We start from the raw sequence: 4,566 nt of genomic DNA on the forward strand, positions 1-4,566 counted from the left end.
GACCGCATGTGGATCACGTTTTATGACGGAACTCAGACTGCAGCTGACCCGATGATGTTGGACAAATATGGTGATGATCCGGACTTCCCCTGGTCGGGGGATATGATCGGGTGCAATCGGCCATATGCAATCATCACTGAGACCTTTGACGCCAAGACATGGAATGGCTTCTCGGCTTTCCGCTTCGAGTTGGACGGCATCAAACTTTATGACGTGCGCAAGGATAGCACCGCGGGTGGGGCAGGGGCGCACCGTTGGGGCAAAGCGTCCACGTATGAGCACAGCACCAATTTGGCGGTGATGGCCTACAATATTAAGCGTGGTGTTGAATTGCCGGGAGGCGATGTTTGGGGGGGCGAGGCGACGGCTGAAGAGTTGCCCGTTTCTGTCTGGGCTGCCGCCATGAATGAATGTGATTTAGCAGTCCCGCGTAAGAGTGGCGGTACGGAGCCACAGTATCGCGGTGGCTTTGAGGTGTTTCTGGACCAGGAACCTGCTGCAATCCTCGAAAAACTGTTGGCCGCTTGTTCTGGCGAAGTGGTTGATGATGGCGGCGTTTGGCACATTCGTGTGGGTCCGCCCTCACTGCCGGTCTACTTCTTTACCGATGGCGATTTGCTGGTGAGTGAAGCGAGTGAGTTGGATCCTTGGCCTGGTCTGTCTGAGACCATCAATGGTGTACGTGTGAGTTTCCCAAGCCCTGCTGCAAGTTGGGAAATGGCCGATGCGCCTCCGTATTATCGAAGCGATCTGGAAGCAAAGGACCGCGATCGCCGCTTGGCAACGGAGCTGACGCTTGAGGCTTGCCCATACGATTTGCAGGGACAGCGTCTAGCCCGTGCCTATGTCGAAGACGCGCGCCGTTTCATTCGCCACACGGTGCCTCTGCCGTGTGATGCGGCCTTTGTTACGCCACTGCAGTGTGTGTCCTGGTCCAGCGAGAGAAATGGATACAAGGCCAAGCTCTTTGAGGCCACGCGGCGGACAACCGAGTTGCGTGGCCTGCGCAGCCAGTTCGTCCTGCGCGAGCGAGATCCCAGCGACTACGACTGGAGCTCTGATTATGAACTTCCCACTGACTACCCACCAGTAAATCGCACAGCGCCGCCGCCGCTCGTTCTGCCAGGTGTGGGCTTGTCTGCCATTCTGATTGGGGATGCTGAAGGAAGGGGGCGCCGGCCTGCGCTCAGGCTGACGTGGGCACAAGTCGAAGCCTCAAGTGTGTCATGGGAATGCCGGGTCAAAGCCACTGCGGTGATGGTGGCGCAGGGTACGAGCGCGGCGGTTGTTTCTGGGGCTGTGGTGTTCAGTGACGGCATATTACCCGAAACAACCTACGAAGTTCGGGCATTGGTCAATCTCGATGGCGCAAGCGATTGGACAGAATGGCTAGAGGCCACCACAGATGCTGTCTACCTGGGCGCAGAGGATATTGCGCCACCCCTTGTAGAACTGATTGATACGGCGGCTCAGGGAGCCGTAGACGCGCAGGCGGCTGCAGATGTCGTTAGTGCCCAGCACAATGCTCTGACCTTGGGTTTCGTTGGCACGCTTGATGCCGCTTTTGCCGCTCGGGATGCAGCGATCGCGCAGGGCGATGCCGAGCTTGGCGCCCAAATATCCTCCTCGGAAACCCGGCTTCAGTCAGAGATTGATAGCGTCAGTGCTACTCTTTCCACGGATCACTACACGATTGCCGGCGCTGATATGGCGATCACAAGCGCTACACAGACACTGCAATCCACTCTGGAAGGCCCTTCTGGCTCGATCGGTTCCCTGAGTGCGCGATTGACGACCGAATACATGACTTCGGCACAGACCGGTGCAGCAATTGCTGCGACGCGGACTAGTTTGGAGGCTTCGATTTCTGAGAACAGTGCATCCATCGATCAGATCCAAGGACTTGAAGTCACAACGAACACGGCCTTCGCATCTTTTCTGACGCAGATGGGGGTGGCCGCCAATGGCGTGATTTCTGGCGTGAGTAGCTTTGGATCAGCTGTCGCAGACATGCTGGGACGTGCCAGCGCAGCCTATACCTTCCGAGTGGCCGCAGGTCAGAATGAAGCTGAGCTTGAACTGGTCGCGTGGGGCAACACGGAAGGAGGCGGTGCTGCAATCCGCGCAAATGGCGCGCGTTTCATTGCCGAGAAGTCGATCACCACGCCTTTGCTGGTTGTCACGGACCCAACCAACTATGCGCTTGGATGCGATTTTGAGGATGAAGCAGCGCTACCGTTTGCTCTTGCCAGCGGCATGAAGCTGAACACCGCTGCTTCAAATGTGCTAAACGGAACCAAATCGCTTGAAATAGGGGGCTCAGCCGGCACCGCGACATTCCACCAGACGATCAATGTTTCCCCCGGAGAGAAAATTCGCGTGGAGTTCTGGGCAAAACGCACGAGTTCTTGGAATGGAAGTGCAGGTTCCAGCAAGCTCCGTTTTTTCAATGCAACACCAGGTGCTGGCAACGCATACGTTTCCGCAGTTGGATATGGCGCATCCGACTTGCCAAATACTGCTTGGACGCATTTGGAGCATCAATTCACGGTCCCCGCTGGATGCACACAGATTGGCGTCCAGATTTACAACTCGCCGGCCAACCGCGGGAAAGTGTTTCTCGACGACATTCGCATTCGCAAAATGCAGGCAGGGGAGCTGGTTGTTGATGGTGGCATCAAGGCGCGTCATCTTGATGTGGGGTCGGTTAACGCCGAAAAACTTACCTTCTCCGTTGCCGGTAGCAACATGATCGAAGACTCGGGGTTCACAACAGGCGAAGATCGTTTCGGTTTATACTCCCCAACTGCGTCTATGTTGGACAATACAAGGCTACATATCAAATCTCCTGGAGAGGCTCACTCTGGTGCGACTTACAGGACGCTCCGGTTGAAGCAGTATGATCAGGCGCAGGATGGTTATGTTCGCGTCTATTTGCGTCCTGTTGGAGCCACCACCTACACGCGAGATGGCGCGCCAATGATCGCAGGAAGGGCATATGAGTTCTCCTGCCAAATTGCGACCATCAAGTGCGACGGACGCATTAAGATCATGTTCCGTTCGGCTGACGGCACATACCTCGGCAACGCATACTCAAACCTGCCAAAGAATGTCTCAAGCTCATCCACAAACCCAGAAGCGTGGCCTCGTTACGTTTGCCGAGGAGTCGCTCCCTCGAGAACCACTCACGCAAGTTTCGTGGTGGAGAAAAATCCGGTCGATGTCGCCTCTTTTGGTAATGTCGAAAGTCACATCTTCATGCACAAACCCATGGCCTGTGAGGTGCCTGCTGGCGCCACAGATGTTACGCCATACAGCGCAGGATCAGTCACGAATAATATCTCATCTTCAAACTACATTCCGGGTGTTTCTGGTTGGGCTGTGCGCTCCGACGGCTCTGCTGAATTCAAAAACATGGTCGTCCGCGACTGGATACAGATCGGGGCAGGGTCTGATCGCCTCAGTTACGAGAACTTCACGGCACGGGGCTTAGACAACAATCGGGTAGCTGGATCACTTGCTTTGGGCCCAATCAGCTCAGATCACATGTGGCATATCGCATTTTCGGGCAGATGGCGACGGCGGTCCCAGTCCTACAGCTGTCAAAGGTCGAGCCAAGATGACTACAATATCTCGCGAAGCGCCAAACGTACCTACGTTCAGCTACAGTATCGCACCAAAACTGGCTCAAAGTGGTCGGGCTGGAAAACGGCTTATACGTCCAATGCGTCCGCCTACCACAATTCCAATTGGGTCTACCCTGAAGGCGACCCAACTTTCCACCTGGTTGGCAACTACGCAAACGTCGAAGTTCGGTTGCTGGTCCGCACTAACCACGGGAACATCGGTTCTACAACGGGGGCGTCTTCATGCACCGGAACCAGAGCCACCTATACCAACATCGATGACATAGTCATCCACGCAGAGGCCACGGTGATCTGAGATGCGCTACTACCTCGAGTTCGATGAAACGGGCACTTACGTGACTGGTGGCGGCTCCGGTCCTGAAGTGCCAGAAGGGTTTGTTGAATGTGATGGGCCGCCCCGTAAATTTAAGGGGTACTACAGGAGCTCTGAGGACCGGTTTCTACTCCGAAAGCAAACGCCAAATCTGGTGGAGAGCGACGGAAGCTGGTCAATCACATTTGATGAGGTTTTGTACATTCAAATCCGGGACGACATGCTGGGACACGTGCTCTTCCATAGGGACGCAGCCGATCCAAGTGAATCGCCCTTTGAGTTTGAATTTGAGGCCGGCATCTACTGCCTAGAGGCGCGTTATCCGCTGCCGGCCTTGCCAGTTTCGCAGACATTTCAGGTGGTCAATGATCAAGATTGAGCGCGTTGCGGAGAGCGGCCTTGTTGAACGCAGCGAGAAGCGCCAGGAAGAGAATAGGGCGGTTACAGTTGAGCGAGATCGTCGGATCGCGGCTGGCTTTTCCTTCAATGGTCATCGCTTTGACTTTGACGCGGACAGCGTGGCCAACATCACCGGCGCGGGAGCTTCCGCGGGCATCGCAGTTGCGCTGGATGCCGAGTTAGGTGACTTGCGTTGGGCCGATGCGG

Annotated in this window: 3 protein-coding genes; all 3 read left to right on the forward strand. The window is 55.7% G+C overall.

Going from position 1 to position 4,566, the window contains the following annotated elements; all coding sequences use genetic code 11:
- Positions 1–3,942: carbohydrate binding domain-containing protein (locus QOL67_RS21880; RefSeq protein WP_283428116.1), on the forward strand; the 3,942-nt coding region annotated here is incomplete at its 5' end.
- A 1-nt stretch (position 3,943) separates the two neighbouring features.
- Entirely contained in the window at positions 3,944–4,339 is a 396-nt protein-coding gene (locus QOL67_RS21885) for a hypothetical protein (RefSeq protein ID WP_283428117.1), read from the forward strand.
- A partial coding sequence (locus tag QOL67_RS21890) for a DUF4376 domain-containing protein (RefSeq protein ID WP_283428118.1) occupies positions 4,326–4,566 on the forward strand: 241 nt, incomplete at its 3' end. The genes QOL67_RS21885 and QOL67_RS21890, both read left to right, overlap by 14 nt.

It is taken from the genome of Shimia sagamensis (assembly GCF_900182745.1).
Taxonomy (GTDB): Bacteria; Pseudomonadota; Alphaproteobacteria; order Rhodobacterales; family Rhodobacteraceae; genus Shimia; species Shimia sagamensis.